This window comes from Marinobacter denitrificans (genome assembly GCF_008795955.1).
In the GTDB taxonomy this organism is placed as follows: Bacteria; Pseudomonadota; Gammaproteobacteria; order Pseudomonadales; family Oleiphilaceae; genus Marinobacter; species Marinobacter denitrificans.
On record NZ_VMHN01000002.1, the window covers coordinates 817,415 to 833,452 of the forward strand.

Consider the following 16,038-nt stretch of genomic DNA (forward strand, 5'->3'; position numbering starts at 1 on the left):
AGGCATCAGTGAAGTGTCTGCCCTGGCGACGACTCCGGGGAGATTTCCCCCTCCTCGTCACCAGTATCTCTGGCCGGAGATTCAAATTCGATCTCCGCCTGCATGTTTTTCTCGATTTCCCGTCCGATTTCTTCCAGATCCCGGATGTCGGAAAGCGGAGGCAACTGGTCCAGCCCCTCCAGGTTGAAATAATCCAGGAACTGCCTCGTGGTCGCATACATGGCCGGCCGGCCAGGCACATCCCGATGCCCTACAACGCGCACCCATTCACGCTCAAGCAATGTGCGAACGATGTTGCTGCTGACCGTTACACCGCGGATATCCTCGATTTCGCCCCGGGTAATAGGCTGGCGATAGGCCACCAGCGCCAGGGTTTCGAGCAATGCACGGGAGTAACGCTGGGGCTTCTCCTCGAACAACCGCCCAACCCAGGGTGCATACTCTTCCCGCACCTGCAGCCGATACCCACTGGCCACTTTTTTCAGTTCAAATCCCCGGCCCTGGCAGGATTGCTCCAACAACACCAGCACATGTTCCATGATCTGACGGGCCGGGCGCTCGGCTTCCTCGAACAGGTCCCGCAACTGATCCACCGACAACGGCTTGCCTGCGGCAAGCAGAGCCGCCTCGGTAATCGCCTGAATTTTTTTGAGGTTTTCTTCGTTCATGGTTCCACTACCAGGTATCGGGTTGCGCGATGCCGGATTGTCAGCGGGATGCTCTGGCCCTGACATGAATCGGGCCGAGGACCTCGGCCTGCACCACTTCTATCAGCTGCTCCTTGACCAGCTCAAGCGTTGCCAGGAAGCTGACCACCACACCCAGGCGCCCCTCTTCCGGCGTAAACAGACTCTCAAAGGTCACGAACTGGTCGTCCCGCAACACTGAAAGTATGGCCGACATGCGCTCGCGGGTGGAGAGCCTCTCTTTTTCAACATGGTGACTGGTAAACAGATCGGCCCGTTTCAGCACACCCTGGAGCGCCAGAAGGATTTCTCGCAGGTCCACATCCGGATGTGGCTGACTGGAAGGCATCTTGGGCAATGCAGCTGAGCCCGTAAAATTATCCCGTTCCAGCCGTGGCAACTCATCAATGTCCTCCGCTGCCTGCTTGAAGCGCTCGTACTGCTGCAAGCGGCGGATCAACTCGGCCCGGGGATCAATCTCTTCCTCATCCTCCGTTTCCTGGCGCGGGAGCAGCATCCGGGATTTGATCTCGGCCAGTGTCGCAGCCATGACCAGGTATTCCGCAGCCAGTTCAAACCGCATGGCTTCCACGGCGCCGATGTAATCCATGTACTGCTTGGTAATTTCGCTGACATCGATGTCCAGAATGTCCATGTTCTGGCGTCGGATAAGGTACAGCAACAGATCCAGCGGGCCTTCAAAGGCTTCCAGAAACACCGCAAGGGCATCAGGCGGTATATAGAGATCACGGGGAAGGTCGACCACCGGTTTACCGGAAACCCGTGCCAGCGGCGCCTGCTCAGCAGCCGGAACAGAGACGTCTGCCGTCTCTTCCGCCACTGCCTTGCCTCCGGTATCGTCTGTCATGGAGTCTCCATCTGCGTCATCACCGGTGTTCAGCGGTAGCTCAGCCCCATCGCCGCCCGGACCTCCTCGAGTGTATCCCGCGCGGCGTCCCGGGCATGCTCGCAGCCTTCCTCGATAATGGCGCGAACCAGGTCCGGATTGCTCTCGTACTCCCGGGCACGCTCATGCAGCGGGCGCTGTTCCTCGATAATCGAGTCAATCAGGGGTTTCTTGCACTCCAGGCAGCCAATACCCGCACTGCGGCATCCGGCTTGCACCCATTCCTGGGTGTCTGCATCGGAATACACCTTGTGCAGCCCCCATACGGGGCACTTTTCCGGTTCGCCCGGATCGGTACGACGCACGCGCTGCGGGTCGGTTTGCATGGTACGAACCTTTTGGGCCACGCTGTCCGGGTCTTCCCGCAGGCCAATATAGTTATTGTAGGACTTGGACATTTTCTGCCCGTCCAGCCCGGGCATTTTCGATTCCGGTGTCAGCAGCGGCTGGGGCTCGGGCAGGATGACCTTGCCGCCCCCTTCAATGTAGCCATAAAGCCGCTCGCGGTCCCCCAGGGAGATGTTCTGCTGCTCCTTCAGCAAGGCCCTGGCCGTCTCCAGCGCTTCCATGTCACCCTCTTCCTGGTAGCGCTTCTTCAGGGTGCGATAGAGCTTGGCGTTCTTCTTGCCCATCTTGACGATGGCACCCTCGGCCTGCTCCTCGAATCCGGGTTCACGGCCATAGATATGGTTAAAACGACGCGCAATTTCACGCGTGATCTCCACGTGGGATACCTGGTCCGCACCTACAGGCACCCGCCCTGCACGGTACATGAGGATGTCAGCGCTTTGCAGCAACGGGTACCCAAGGAACCCGTAGGTAGCCAGGTCCTTCTCACGCAGCTTTTCCTGCTGGTCCTTGTAGGTGGGGATGCGTTCAAGCCAGCCCAGAGGGGTGATCATCGACAACAGCAGGTGCAGTTCGGCATGCTCCGGCACTTTGGACTGGATAAACAGCGTGGACGACCCGGGGTTGACCCCCGAGGCCAGCCAGTCAATCACCATGTCCCAAACGCTTTCCTCAATACCACTGGGGTCATCGTAATTGGTGGTCAGCGCGTGCCAGTCCGCGACGAAGAAAAAGCACTCGAATTCATGCTGGAGTTTTACCCAGTTCTTCAGAACACCGTGATAATGGCCAAGGTGCAACTTGCCGGTGGGACGCATGCCGGACAAAATCCGTTGCTGGGAATCGACAGAACTCAAAGCATGAACTCCTTCTGTTTATAGGAAACAGCCATCATATTGCAGGCTGACCGGGCATTATAGTCTTATGTGCTGCCGGCGTTAAGGTACCATTTAAAACCTCTCACTGAAGCCTGAAAACAAAAAACCCCCGGAAGTCCGCAAGACAGACCCGGGGGCTTTGTTTTACCGGCGGAGGTTTACCAGCCAGTAACTTCCTTCAGCGCCTTGCCGATTTCGGCCAGGCTACGCACGGTTTTAACGCCGGCGTCATTAAGGGCAGCAAACTTCTCATCTGCCGTACCCTTGCCGCCGGAAATAATCGCACCGGCGTGACCCATACGCTTGCCCGGAGGCGCAGTTACACCAGCGATGTAAGAAACCACCGGCTTGGTGACATTGTCCTTGATGAACGCTGCCGCTTCTTCCTCGGCGGTACCGCCGATCTCACCAATCATCACGATGGCCTCGGTTTGAGGATCGTCCTGCAGCAGTTGCAGGATGTCGATGAAGTTGGAGCCCGGAATGGGGTCACCACCGATACCGACACAAGTAGACTGGCCGTAGCCGAAGTCCGTGGTCTGCTTGACCGCTTCGTACGTCAGGGTGCCTGAGCGGGACACGATGCCCACCTTGCCCGGCTTGTGGATGTGGCCCGGCATGATACCGATCTTGCTCTCGCCCGGTGTGATCACACCCGGACAGTTCGGCCCGATCATGCGTACGCCCTTGCGATCCACGTACTCTTTCGCATAAAGCATGTCGATGGTCGGAATGCCTTCAGTGATGCACACGATCAGCTGGATGCCAGCGTCTGCCGCTTCAATGATGGCGTCTTTACAGAACGGCGCCGGCACATAGATAACGGTAGCTTCTGCACCGGTCTTCTCGACCGCTTCACGCACGGTGTTGAACACCGGCAGACCCAGATGCTCAGTGCCGCCCTTGCCGGGGCTGACGCCACCAACCATTTTGGTGCCGTACTCAATAGCCTGCTCAGAGTGGAACGTACCCTGTGCGCCGGTAAAGCCCTGGCAGATAACCTTGGTGTCTTTGTTAATCAGGATGCTCATTATTTACCCCCCGCGGCTTTAACGACTTGCTCTGCCGCATTGGACAGACTGGTGGCAGCAATGATGTTCAGGCCACTGTCAGCGAGTACTTTCGTGCCCTTCTCGGCGTTGTTACCTTCCAGACGCACCACCACAGGAACCTTGACGCCAACATCTTTGACGGCGCCGATGATGCCCTCGGCAATCATGTCACAGCGGACAATGCCACCGAAAATGTTTACCAGTACGGCTTTTACGTTGTCGTCAGACAGGATGATCTTGAACGCTTCGGAAACACGCTCTTTGGTAGCCCCGCCGCCAACGTCCAGGAAGTTGGCAGGCTGGCCGCCGGACAGCTTGATGATGTCCATGGTACCCATGGCCAGACCAGCGCCGTTAACCATGCAGCCGATGTTGCCATCCAGCGCTACGTAGTTGAGTTCCCACTTGGCCGCTTCCGCTTCCCGTGAATCTTCCTGGGAGGGGTCGTGCATTTCGTGGATCTTCTTCTGGCGGTAAAGCGCGTTGCCGTCAACACCAATCTTGGCGTCCAGGCAATGCAGGTCGCCGGCTGGGGTGATTACCAGCGGGTTGATCTCAACCAGTGCCAGGTCGCACTCCTCGAACAGTTTTGCCAGGCCCAGGAAAATCTTGGTGAACTGACCAATCTGCTTGCCTTCCAGACCCAGCTTGAATGCCAGCTCGCGGCCCTGGTACGGCTGTGCGCCGACCAGTGGATCAACTTCGGCCTTGAGGATCTTTTCCGGGGTCTCTTCAGCCACCTTCTCGATCTCTACACCACCCTCGGTGGAGGCCATGAACACGATACGACGGGTGCCACGGTCAACAACCGCGCCCAGGTATAGCTCCTGGTCGATATCGGTAAGGGACTCAACAAGAATCTTGCTCACCGGCTGGCCGTTTTCGTCGGTCTGATAGGTCACCAGATTCTTGCCGAGCCAGTTTTCGGCGAAGGCACGGATCTCGTCCTTGCTCTTGACCAGCTTCACACCGCCGGCCTTGCCGCGGCCACCGGCGTGTACCTGAGCCTTTACAACCCAGGCGTCGCCGCCGATTTCGTCTGCAGCAGCCACTGCGTCTTTGGGGGTATCGCAGGCAATGCCCTTGGATACTGGCAGGCCATATTCAGCGAACAGCTGCTTGCCCTGATATTCATGCAAATTCATAGTTAATGTCCCGCTTTCTGATGGAGGATAACCACATACGGAAATTGAACCCGCGCGGAGCGAATTCGGTTCGGTGTGCCGGGGATCACCTCAGCACACCACAAACGCAACCGGAAACCAGCCGTTTTTATAGCAGCGGGGCGCCGTCATTGGCGCCCCTGTTTCCTGATCTGCGTTACTTCTTTTTGCGACGGTTGGCGATGTGAATTGCACCACCGTCTACAGCCAATGCTGCCTCGTGCACAGACTCAGACAGAGTCGGGTGCGCGAAACAGGTCAGGGCCAGATCTTCTGCACTGGAGCCGAACTCCATTGCAATCACGCCCTGGGCAACGATTTCGGAAGCCTGCGGTCCCACCACGTGGAACCCGAGAATGCGATCGGTCTTCTCGTCAGCAATGATTTTCACCATACCGGTGGCAGAGTTTGCCGCCATGGCACGACCGTTGGCCGCGAACGGGAAGGTACCCACTTTGTAGGCTTCGCCTTCGGACTTGAGCTGCTCCTCTGACTTACCAACCCAGGCAATTTCCGGGAAGGTATAAACCACGTTGGGAATACAGTCATAATTGACCTGGGGCTTATGGCCAGCGATCCGCTCGGCAACCATCACGCCTTCTTCAGACGCCTTATGCGCAAGCATCGGGCCACGAACCACATCACCAACAGCCCAAACGCCCGGAGCTTCGGTCTTGCAGTTGTCATCGACAAAAATGAAACCGCGCTCATCCATCTGGACACCAGAATCTTCAGACAACAGGTTGTCGGTATACGGACGACGGCCAACAGCGACAATCAGCTTGTCGAACTTGGCTTCCTGCTTACCCTTGGAATCCTCATAGGTCACGTTAACCAGTTTACGCTTGACTTCTGCACCGGTCATACGCGCGCCCAGCACGATGTTAAGGCCCTGCTTCTGGAATTGTTTCAGCGCATCCTTGGCAACCTGCTGATCAACCACCGGCAGGAAAGTATCCACAGCTTCAATAACGGTTACCTCTGCACCCAGGCGGGCCCAGACACTGCCCAGCTCCAGACCGATGACGCCGGCACCGATAACTCCGAGACGCTTGGGAACCTCGGTGAATTCCAGTGCGCCCTCGGAATCAACAATGTGCTCGCCGTCGAAAGGTGCGGGTGGGATCTGGATCGGCTTGGAACCCGTGGCGATGATGACGTTATCCGCCTGATAGGTTTTGGTCTTGCCGTCCTTGTCTGTCACCTCGACGTTACGGTTGGCCAGCAGCTTGCCGTGGCCCTGGATCGAGGTCACACCATTGGACTTGAACAACCCACCGATACCGCCGGTGAGCTGGTTAACAATACCTTCCTTGCGCTCCATCATTTTGGCAAGGTCGAAACTGACGTCTTTGGCGACAATCCCCTGGTCGGCAAACCCGTGGCGTGCTTCCTCGTACTTATGGGAAATTTCCAGCAACGCTTTAGAAGGAATACACCCCACGTTCAGGCAGGTACCGCCGAGCCGGTGTTTACCTTCCTTGTCGGTCCAGGATTCGATGCACGCGGTTTTCAGGCCCAGTTGCGCCGCCTTGATTGCGGCAACATAGCCGCCAGGGCCGGCGCCAATGACGATTACGTCGTACTTGTCAGACATGTTTTATCCCGTTTATCCAATTCGTTAGTGTCGGCTCAGACGTCCAGCAGAATGCGCGCCGGGTCCTCAAGCATTTCCTTGATGGCCACCAGGAACTGCACCGCTTCCTTGCCATCAATCATTCGGTGGTCATAGGAAAGAGCCAGATACATCATTGGCTGGATTTCCACCTTGCCGTTAACCGCCATCGGGCGCTCCTGTATCTTGTGCATGCCCAGGATGGCGGTTTGTGGCGGATTGAGGATCGGCGTGGAAATCAGTGATCCGAAGATACCACCGTTGGTAATGGTGAAGGTGCCACCGGTCATTTCTTCAATGCCAAGCTTGCCTTCCTTCGCCTTGGTTCCGTACTCGACAATTTTCTTTTCGATATCGGCAAGACCGAGGGCATCGGTGTCGCGCACAACAGGAACAACCAGGCCCCGGTCACTAGAGACGGCAATACCGATATCCTGGTAACCATGATAGACCATGTCGTTACCGTCGATGGACGCGTTAACAGCGGGGAAACGCTTCAGCGCTTCAGTAGCGGCCTTGGTAAAGAACGACATGAAGCCCAGTTTGACGCCGTGACGCTTCTCGAAACTTTCCTTGTACTGCTTGCGCAACTCCATGACCGGGCCCATGTTCACTTCGTTGAACGTGGTGAGCATGGCGGCTGTCTGCTGGGCATTGACCAGGCGCTTGGCAATGCTGGCACGCAGACGAGTCATCGGCACACGTTTTTCGGGGCGATCACCGGAGCCAACATCCACCTGGGGCATGTCCCCGGCAGGCTTGGCTGACGGAGCTGACGCAGAACCTGAAGACTTACCGGCATCTATATGATTCTGAACGTCTTCCTTGGTAACTCGGCCATCTTTCCCGGTGCCTTCAACGGCCTCGGGCTTGATGTTGTTCTCTTCTGCAAGCTTGCGGGCGGCCGGACTGAGAATGGCCTCACCAGAGGAACTGGAAGTTGCTGCAGAGGACTCTTCAGCCGCCGCTTCCTTTTTACCTTCCTCTTTCTTGCCTTCATCTTTGGCGGCAGGCTTGGACTCGCCAGCAGCGCCTTCCTTGAACTTGCCGACCACTTCGCCGCTTTCGACGGTGTCGCCTTCGCCCTTGAGTATTTCCTCAATAACACCATCAGCCGGAGCCACGACTTCGAGCACAACCTTGTCGGTTTCGATATCGACAATCAGCTCGTCACGTGAACAGGCCTCGCCGGGCTGCTTGTGCCAGGTCGCGACTGTGCCTTCTGCGACCGACTCTGGGAATACGGGGGCTTTTATTTCAGTTGACATCTCGGGTCCTTAGTTCGGTAGCTCGTCAGATTTCAAACGCGTCGTTAACCAGTTTTTTCTGCTCTTCGATGTGGACTGACATATGGCCACAGGCCGGAGCAGCAGAAGCGTCACGACCGGCATACTGAAGATACAATTTCGGATTCTTGCGATGCAGTGCATTGCGCATATGGTGCTGACTGCAGTACCAGGCTCCCTGGTTCATAGGCTCTTCCTGACACCAGACTACATGCTTCAGTTTGGGGTACAGGGCCAGAAGCTCGTCCAGGTCATCGCCCGGGAACGGGTACAACTGCTCGATACGGACGATGGCAACATCATCCCTCTCGTCCGCCTTCTTGCGCTCCAGCAGGTCAAAATAGACTTTGCCGCTGCACAGGATCAGGCGATTGACTTTCTTCGGATCGGAAGGCTCTTTCTCTGGCAGCACTGTCTTGAAAGTGCCAGAGGTCAGGTCCTCAAGGTCTGAAGTCGCCTCTTTATGCCGCAACAGGCTTTTCGGTGTGATTGCTACCAGCGGCTTGCGCAGCGGGCGCTTGACCTGACGACGCAGCATGTGAAAAACCTGCGACGGGGTTGTCGGCACGCACACCTGAATATTGTGTTCTGCAGACAGTTGCAGGAAGCGCTCGAGGCGGGCTGAACTGTGCTCGGGCCCCTGCCCCTCATAACCATGGGGCAACAGCAGGGTCAGGCCGCACAGGCGTCCCCACTTGTGCTCGCCACTGGTCAGGAACTGGTCAATCACCACCTGGGCGCCGTTGGCGAAGTCGCCGAACTGGGCTTCCCATACCACCAGGCCGCTCGGAGCGGTGGTGGAGTAGCCGTACTCGAACGCCATCACCGCTTCCTCGGACAACAGCGAATCGTAGATCTCGAAATCCGGCTGGTCGTCCGCCAGATGCTCAAGTGCAATATGGGTCGAGCCATCCTTCTGGTTGTGCAGCACCGCATGGCGATGAGAGAAGGTACCGCGACCGACATCCTGGCCGGTAATACGGATCGGATGGCCTTCGTTGAGAAGCGTGGCATAGGCCATGATCTCGCCGTAGCCCCAGTTGATGGGCAAGGCCCCGGCTGTCATCTTCTCGCGATCAGTAATGATCTTGGATACCTGGCGCTGAATGCTGAAGCCTTCAGGTACCTGGGTCAGCTTCTTGCCAAGTTTCTGGATCGTCTTCAGAGCAACACTGGACTTGCACTTCGCTGTCCATTCATGCCCCAGATAAGGGGTCCAGTCGACATAGAGCTCCTTGTTAGGCTCCTTGACCAGGGCCTTGACCACGTGGTCGCCCTTATCCAGCTCGTCACGGTAGTCCAGCTCGATCTGCTTGGACTCTTCCTCAGTGATGATCCCTTCTGCCACCAGTTTCTCGGCGTACAGGTTGCGGGTTGTCGTCAGCTTGCGAATCTTGCCATACATCACCGGCTGGGTAGCCGCCGGTTCGTCCGCCTCGTTGTGGCCACGGCGGCGATAGCAGACCAGGTCAATGACCACGTCGTTCTTGAATTCGTGGCGATAATCCATGGCCATCTGGGTCACAAACATGACGGCTTCGGGATCATCCGCGTTCACGTGCAGGATCGGGGCCTGAACCATCTTGGCTACATCCGTGCAGTATTCCGTGGAGCGGGCATCTTCCTGTTTGCTGGTGGTAAAGCCGACCTGGTTGTTGATTACGATGTGGATTGTACCGCCAACACCGTAGCCCCGGGTCTGGGACATCTGGAAGGTTTCCATGACCACGCCCTGCCCTGCAAAGGCGGCGTCGCCGTGCATGATAATGGGTACACACTGGGTGCCATTAGGATCTTCGCGGCGTGTCTGGCGGGCACGAACAGAACCCACAACCACTGGCGAGACAATCTCGAGGTGTGAGGGGTTAAATGCCAGGGCCAGGTGGATTTCACCACCCTCAGTCATCACGTTCGACGAGAAGCCCTGATGGTACTTGACGTCACCCGAGCCGGAATCCGCAAGCTTCTTGCCCTCGAATTCGTCAAACAGTTCTTTCGGGTTTTTGCCAAGGGTATTTACCAGAACGTTCAGGCGGCCCCGATGTGCCATACCCAGAACGATTTCCTTGGCGCCATAACTGCCTGCCCTCTGGATAAGCTCGTCCAGGCACGGGATCAGGCTTTCGCCACCCTCCAGGCCGAAACGCTTCACGCCGGGATACCGGGAACCCAGATATTTCTCAAGGCCCTCTGCAGCTGTCAGCCGCTCCAGAAGATGTTTACGGGTAGCGGCTTCGTAATTGGGGCGCGAGCGTACCGGCTCCATGCGCTGCTGGAACCAGCGCTTGATGCGGGTATCAACAACATGCATGTATTCGGCACCAATGCTTTCGCAGTAGGTCTCGCGCAGGCCATTGACAATATCTCTGAGCTTCATGGTCTCGGAACCGAAGTTCAGAGAACCGGTCTGGAACTCAAGGTCGTAATCGGATTCCGAAAGCTCATGGAACGAAGGATCGAGATCTTCCACCTGAGGACGATTCCAGACCCCGAGAGGGTCAAGCTTCGCTTCCTGATGGCCACGAAAACGAAAGGCATTGATCAGCTGGAGTACACGAATCTGCTTCTTGTCCGCGTCCGCGATTGCACTGGCGGGCACACCGTTGGCGGCAAGAAAACGCTGATTACGGGAAATGTGCTCAAACTGCTGGCGTATAGATGAGTGATCTATATCGCGGCCTTTGTAGCCATCCACACTGGGAAGTTTATCGAAGTAACTGCGCCACTCCTCAGGAACGGCATTGGGGTCTGTCAGGTAGGTTTCGAAAAGCTGTTCAACATAGGCAAGATTTCCCCCTTGGAGGTGGGAAGTCTGCCATAACTGCTCCATTATGCTTTCGTGCATTTTGAATAGCTCACCTTGGGCTGGTGCGGGGAGCTGGCTATGGTCGGCCAGGGGTATATCTGAGTCAATACGGGTTTTTACGGGATCGACTGTGGCCACCACACCCAACAAGGATGTTTTCCGTTCCCCGGTGGTTATTATACTCAGCAAAGCCGTGGGAGCACTTTATAAGTTCCCGTCACGGCCTGCGTAGTGTGCACCCTGATAAGACTTTTGACTATAAGCCTTTGGTTGAAGGGCCCGCTTCGTTGCGAGCCCTTCAGGGTGCCGAGCTTGTCAGCACAGTATAGCGTCTGCGTCAGATTCTGCTTACGTTGCCCGCTGAAGCAGAAGGTTGCGGATGTGGCCAATCGCCCTTGTGGGGTTCAGGCCCTTGGGGCAGACACTGACGCAGTTCATGATGCCACGGCAGCGGAAAACGCTGAACGGGTCATCAAGATTGGCAAGCCGCTCGGCCTGAGCCGTATCGCGGCTATCCGCCAGGAAGCGATAGGCCTGTAGCAGGCCTGCCGGACCAATGAACTTGTCCGGGTTCCACCAGAACGAGGGACAGGAAGTAGAACAGCAGGCACAAAGAATACACTCGTACAGGCCGTCCAGTTTCTCCCGGTCTTCCGGAGACTGGTAACGCTCAATGGCAGGCGCCGGGTTGTCGTTGACCAGGTAAGGCATGACCTTTTCGTACTGCTTGTAGAACAGGCTCATGTCGACCACGAGATCGCGGATGACCGGCAGACCGGGCAACGGACGCAGTACCAGCTTGTTGTTCTTGACAACCTCCGACATCGGGGTGATGCAGGCAAGACCGTTCTTGCCATTCATGTTCATGCCATCAGAGCCACAAACACCCTCACGGCAGGAACGACGGTAGGCCATTGAAGGATCGCGCTCTTTAATGAGGTTCAGCACATCAAGGACCATCAGATCCTTGCCTTCCGGAACTTCAACTTCCACGTCCTGCATATAAGGCGCGTTGTCGGTTTCCGGGTTATAACGATAAAGGCTCACTAACATTTCGACGTCCCCCTCAGTAAGTCCGGACCTTCGGCTCAAACCTGTCAACTGTCTTCGGCGCAAAGTTCACATCACGCTTACCGACACGCTTGTCTACCGGGTAATACATAGAGTGCTTGAGCCAGTTCTCATCGTCTCGCTCGGTAAAGTCGTTACGGGCATGGGCGCCACGGCTTTCCTTGCGCTCAAACGCGGAAATCGCAGTAGCCTGGGCCACTTCGAACAGATTATCGAGCTCAAGTGCTTCTATACGGGCAGTGTTGAATGCGTTACTGGTATCAGCCAGTTTGGTGTTACGAACACGCTCACCGATGGCTTCCAGTTTCTTCAGCCCTTCTTCCATGCTCTTGCCGTCACGGAATACACCGAAATAAAGCTGCATGCAGCTTTGCAGGTCCTTACGAACCTCCGCGACGCTTTCACCCTCGGACGCACTGTTAAGGCGGTCAAGGCGAGCCATGGCATTCTTGATGTCCTGCTCGCTGGCGCCGTCGACCTCGAAGCCGCCACGAAGCTGCTCTTCAATGTGCAGGCCGGCCGCACGACCGAATACAACCAGGTCAAGCAGCGAGTTACCACCGAGACGGTTGGCGCCGTGTACAGACACACAGGCCGCCTCACCACAGGCGAACAGACCCGGGATCGGCTTGTCGTTACCATTCTCGTCCTGGGTCAGAGCCTGGCCACCAACGTTGGTGGGAATACCCCCCATCATATAGTGACAGGTCGGAACAACCGGTACCGGCTCTTTCACAGGATCGACGTGCGCAAAAGTGCGGGACAGCTCACAGATACCCGGCAGACGCAGGTTCAGCGTCTCTTCACCCAGATGATCCAGCTTCAGCAGTACGTGGTCTTTCTCCGGCCCGCAACCGCGACCTTCCAGGATCTCGATAACCATTGACCTTGCGACAACATCGCGGCCAGCCAGGTCCTTCGCGTTGGGCGCATAACGCTCCATGAAACGCTCGCCTTCGGAGTTGATCAGGTAACCGCCCTCACCCCGGCAACCTTCGGTTACCAGTGTGCCGGCACCGTGAATACCTGTGGGGTGGAACTGCCACATTTCCATGTCCTGCATCGGGAAGCCCGCACGCAACGCCATACCAATGCCGTCACCGGTATTGATCAGGGCATTAGTGGTGGAGGCATAGATGCGACCAGCACCGCCGGTAGCCAGCACCGTCGCTTTGGACTTGATGTAAGCCACTTCGCCGGTTTCGATTTCAATGGCCACAACACCGACCACTTCGTCTTTGCTGTTCTTGACCAGATCGACCGCATACCACTCATTGAGGAAGGTAGTGCCGCCTTTCAGGTTTGCCTGATACAGGGTGTGCAGCAGTGCGTGTCCGGTGCGGTCCGCTGCAGCACAGGTGCGAGCTGCCTGGGTGGGATTATCCGGACCTTTGGACTGGCCGCCGAACGGACGCTGGTAGATGCGGCCCTGTTCAGTGCGGGAAAACGGCAGCCCCATGTGCTCCAGTTCAAAAACAGCCTGGGGGCCTACCGAACACATGTACTCAACAGCGTCCTGATCGGCAATATAGTCAGAGCCCTTGACGGTGTCATACATATGCCAGCGCCAGTCATCATTGGGATCCGCACTGGCGATCGCGCAGGTTATACCGCCCTGGGCAGACACTGTGTGGGAACGTGTCGGGAACACCTTGGTGATACACGCAGTATTGACGCCGGACTCGGTCAGCTGAAGGGCGGCACGCATACCGGCACCGCCACCACCGATAACAATCGCGTCGTAAGACATGGTCTTGATATTAGCCATTAATTAAAGCCCCCAAAGAATCTGAATGCCCCAGACTACATACACGAACATGGTCAAACCACACAGCGCCTGAACCAGGAACCGGGGCAGAGTCGCCTTGATGTAATCCGTTGTTACTGTCCAGAGCCCTACCCAGGCATGCGCCCCGATTGACAGGAGGGCCAGCAGGGTAAAGATGCGGAACCAGGTCTGATCGAAAAGAGCGGACCAGGAATCGTAATTGACGTCACTCGTCAACATGAAACCGAACAGGAAAATTGTATACAGAGCAAGTACGTAGGCGGTAACGCGCTGGATCATCCAGTCGAATACGCCGCTGCGGCCGAGGTTTGTAACACTGTTTACGCTGTTCACCATACCCAGACTCCTGCAAGAAGGATGAGAATAACGGAAATCACGACTGTGGCTTTCGCCGCGAGCCGGCCACTTTCCAGCTCTTCGCCGATGCCCATATCCATCAGCAGGTGCTTGATACCCGCAACCAGGTGGTACAACAAGGCAGACAGAATGCCCCAGGTAATCAGCTTCGCCAGGAAGCTGTCCAGCAACCCACTTACACGACTGAAGCCTTCTTCCCCGGAAAGGGAAAGCTGAAGTCCGTAAAGCATGAAAGCGACACCCACAAAAATGATGATGCCACTGACGCGATGCAGTATGGACGTGATGGCTGGCAGCGGAAAATGGAACTTGCCGAGATCGAGATTTACTGGTCGTTTGCTATTCACAGCGCTCTCACACTCTCTCTTGGACCCGCGGACCGGACAAACCGGGTGCGGATGGTTGGTATGTAAGGATCATCGTGCTGAACGAATCCGGTACACGATTGGCTAAGGAGGGAGAAAAACCGGCAAGCGTTCTTTTGATATCCGACGCTGCGGCCTGGTGTATCCCCGATTCCGGGATACGGATTATAAGGAGTACCCCTATCAATTACAAACGCGCAACCTTGCCAAACCCCGTTAAATCAGGGCCTGGCACTCGCTATATAGATGATTGACAAATTCAATTCGGCAGCTTTGAAGGCCGTATTCCGGGTTTCCCTGATTTACAGCGAATGTCAAATAATGGGTTTTATTGCCTCCTCCATTGACAAAAAAAGCCAACGCCCTATATTTTGCCGCCAGTTTTGCGATAATACGCGCCTTCTAGCGCATCCAAATGCTGATAAATAGGAGAGCACCATGACCGACAGGAAAGCCACGCTTTCGGTGGGTGACAAGTCCATTGAGCTACCGGTTTACTCAGGCACCGTCGGCCCTGACGTCATTGACGTGAGAAGCCTGGTCCAGGAAGGCGTCTTCACTTACGACCCCGGATTTGTGTCCACTGCGGCCTGTGAATCACAGATCACTTATATTGATGGCGCCAACGGTGTTCTCCTGCACCGGGGCTACCCGATTGAGGAACTGGCAGAAAATTCAGACTACCTTGAAGTCTGCTACCTGCTGCTCAATGGCGAGCTACCTACCGCCGAAGAGAACAGAAAGTTCCACGAAACCATCAAAAGCCACACCATGCTGCATGACCAGATGCGCAACTTTTTCCAGGGCTTCCGCCGGGATGCGCATCCAATGGCCATCATGTGTGGCGTGGTCGGGGCGCTGTCCGCGTTCTATCACGACCAGATGGACGTTACCGACGAACATCAGCGCGAAATTACCGCGCATCGCCTGATTGCCAAAATGCCGACGATCGCGGCCTGGTGTTACAAGTACAGCATTGGCCAGCCGTTCATGTATCCCCGCAATGATCTTTCCTACTCCGAAAACTTCCTGCAGATGATGTTTGGCGTTCCCTGCGAGGAGTACAAGCCGAACCCGATCCTGGCGAAAGCCATGGACAAGATTTTCATCCTGCACGCCGATCACGAGCAAAATGCCTCTACATCCACCGTACGTCTTGCCGGCTCCACCGGAGCCAACCCGTACGCGTGTATTGCCTCCGGTATTGCTGCGCTCTGGGGCCCGGCTCACGGTGGCGCTAACGAAGCGGTTCTGGACATGCTGGCGGAGATTGGAGACGAAGCCAACATCGAGAAGTTCATTGCCAAGGCCAAGGACAAAGACGACCCATTCCGCCTGATGGGCTTTGGCCACCGGGTTTACAAGAACTTCGATCCGCGCGCCAAAGTCATGGCGGAGACAGCTCACGAAGTGCTGACCGAGCTGGGCCTGGAGAACGACCCACTGCTGAGAATCGCCCAGCGACTGGAAAAAATTGCTTTGGAAGACGAATATTTCGTCGAGCGCAAGCTCTATCCGAACGTGGACTTCTACTCCGGCCTGATTCTCAAAGCGATCGGCATCCCGACTTCCATGTTTACAGTGATTTTTGCCCTCTCCCGCACCATAGGCTGGTTCTCCCATTGGAACGAAATGGTCAGCGGCGACTATCGCATTGGCCGTCCGCGCCAGCTGTACACAGGCGAAGAAGCCCGGAAATACCCGAAAAAGTAAGC

At 56.3% G+C, this 16,038-nt stretch carries 13 protein-coding genes; 1 reads left to right on the forward strand and 12 read right to left on the reverse strand.

The genetic code is table 11. The features are described from left to right. Positions 1-5: 5 nt before the first annotated feature. From scpB to sdhC, 12 genes are all read right to left on the reverse strand, one after another. Entirely contained in the window at positions 6-668 is a 663-nt protein-coding gene (gene scpB / locus FO268_RS11615; protein ID WP_150993086.1) for an SMC-Scp complex subunit ScpB, read from the reverse strand. Positions 669-708: 40 nt separating this feature from the next. Continuing rightward, the gene (locus FO268_RS11620) at positions 709-1,554 is read right to left on the reverse strand and encodes a segregation and condensation protein A (RefSeq protein ID WP_225316632.1); all 846 of its coding nucleotides are present in this window, start codon (positions 1,552-1,554) and stop codon (positions 709-711) included. A gap of 29 nt (positions 1,555-1,583) precedes the next feature. After that, on the reverse strand, positions 1,584-2,798 hold the full coding sequence (locus FO268_RS11625; RefSeq protein ID WP_191966949.1) for a tryptophan--tRNA ligase: 1,215 nt from the start codon (positions 2,796-2,798) through the stop codon (positions 1,584-1,586). Between the two features lie 179 nt (positions 2,799-2,977). Then, on the reverse strand, positions 2,978-3,850 hold the full coding sequence (gene sucD / locus FO268_RS11630; RefSeq protein WP_150993088.1) for a succinate--CoA ligase subunit alpha: 873 nt from the start codon (positions 3,848-3,850) through the stop codon (positions 2,978-2,980). After that, positions 3,850-5,016 carry an ADP-forming succinate--CoA ligase subunit beta gene (gene sucC / locus FO268_RS11635; protein WP_150993090.1) on the reverse strand — a complete coding sequence of 389 codons (1,167 nt, stop codon included), beginning with the start codon at positions 5,014-5,016 and terminating at the stop codon, positions 3,850-3,852. The genes sucD and sucC overlap by 1 nt, the downstream gene beginning before the upstream one ends. Positions 5,017-5,191: 175 nt before the next feature. Further along, complete coding sequence (gene lpdA / locus FO268_RS11640) at positions 5,192-6,631, reverse strand: dihydrolipoyl dehydrogenase (RefSeq protein ID WP_150993092.1); 1,440 nt, start codon at positions 6,629-6,631, stop codon at positions 5,192-5,194. A gap of 35 nt (positions 6,632-6,666) precedes the next feature. Beyond that, positions 6,667-7,917, reverse strand: a complete 1,251-nt coding sequence (gene odhB, locus FO268_RS11645) for a 2-oxoglutarate dehydrogenase complex dihydrolipoyllysine-residue succinyltransferase (RefSeq protein WP_150993094.1) — start codon at positions 7,915-7,917, stop codon at positions 6,667-6,669. Between the two features lie 25 nt (positions 7,918-7,942). Continuing rightward, the gene (locus FO268_RS11650; RefSeq protein WP_150993096.1) at positions 7,943-10,780 is read right to left on the reverse strand and encodes a 2-oxoglutarate dehydrogenase E1 component; all 2,838 of its coding nucleotides are present in this window, start codon (positions 10,778-10,780) and stop codon (positions 7,943-7,945) included. Positions 10,781-11,089: 309 nt separating this feature from the next. Next, complete coding sequence (locus tag FO268_RS11655; protein ID WP_150993098.1) at positions 11,090-11,794, reverse strand: succinate dehydrogenase iron-sulfur subunit; 705 nt, start codon at positions 11,792-11,794, stop codon at positions 11,090-11,092. Positions 11,795-11,807: 13 nt separating this feature from the next. Then, on the reverse strand, positions 11,808-13,580 hold the full coding sequence (gene sdhA / locus FO268_RS11660; RefSeq protein WP_150993100.1) for a succinate dehydrogenase flavoprotein subunit: 1,773 nt from the start codon (positions 13,578-13,580) through the stop codon (positions 11,808-11,810). Positions 13,581-13,583: 3 nt separating this feature from the next. Further along, positions 13,584-13,937 carry a succinate dehydrogenase, hydrophobic membrane anchor protein gene (sdhD, locus tag FO268_RS11665; protein WP_150993102.1) on the reverse strand — a complete coding sequence of 118 codons (354 nt, stop codon included), beginning with the start codon at positions 13,935-13,937 and terminating at the stop codon, positions 13,584-13,586. Continuing rightward, on the reverse strand, positions 13,931-14,305 hold the full coding sequence (gene sdhC, locus FO268_RS11670; protein ID WP_036208076.1) for a succinate dehydrogenase, cytochrome b556 subunit: 375 nt from the start codon (positions 14,303-14,305) through the stop codon (positions 13,931-13,933). Before sdhC ends, sdhD begins: the two co-directional genes overlap by 7 nt. 456 nt (positions 14,306-14,761) lie before the next feature. Between sdhC and gltA the strand changes: the two genes are divergently transcribed. Further along, entirely contained in the window at positions 14,762-16,036 is a 1,275-nt protein-coding gene (gene gltA, locus FO268_RS11675) for a citrate synthase (RefSeq protein WP_150993104.1), read from the forward strand. The last annotated feature ends 2 nt before the right edge of the window (positions 16,037-16,038 follow it).